At 49.6% G+C, this 349-nt stretch carries 2 tRNA genes and 1 rRNA gene; all 3 read left to right on the top strand.

Annotated features, from left to right (window positions below):
- Positions 1-66: ribosomal RNA gene (locus FHD02_RS24115) — 16S ribosomal RNA — on the top strand; the annotation flags it as partial.
- Between the two features lie 71 nt (positions 67-137).
- A tRNA-Ile gene (locus tag FHD02_RS24110) sits at positions 138-214 on the top strand.
- Between the two features lie 39 nt (positions 215-253).
- Positions 254-329: transfer RNA gene (locus FHD02_RS24105), tRNA-Ala, on the top strand.
- Positions 330-349 lie beyond the last annotated feature (20 nt).

Below are 349 nucleotides of genomic sequence, written 5' to 3'. Positions count from 1 at the left end.
TTCATGACTGGGGTGAAGTCGTAACAAGGTAACCGTAGGGGAACCTGCGGTTGGATCACCTCCTTACCTTAAAGAAACGTTCTTTGTAGTGCTCACACAGATTGTCTGATGAAAATTAGCAGTAAGAAAATCTCTGCAGGCTTGTAGCTCAGGTGGTTAGAGCGCACCCCTGATAAGGGTGAGGTCGGTGGTTCAAGTCCACTCAGGCCTACCAAATTCATCCTGGTGAATTTGAAGAGGTTTTAACTACGATGGGGCTATAGCTCAGCTGGGAGAGCGCCTGCTTTGCACGCAGGAGGTCTGCGGTTCGATCCCGCATAGCTCCACCATCTTTACTGCAACAACCCAA

It is taken from the genome of Citrobacter sp. EC_71 (assembly GCF_019584005.1).
GTDB classification, from domain to species: domain Bacteria; phylum Pseudomonadota; class Gammaproteobacteria; order Enterobacterales; family Enterobacteriaceae; genus Citrobacter; species Citrobacter werkmanii.
The sequence above is the reverse complement of the archived record's forward strand: the minus strand, read 5'-3'. Positions and strand labels throughout refer to the sequence as shown.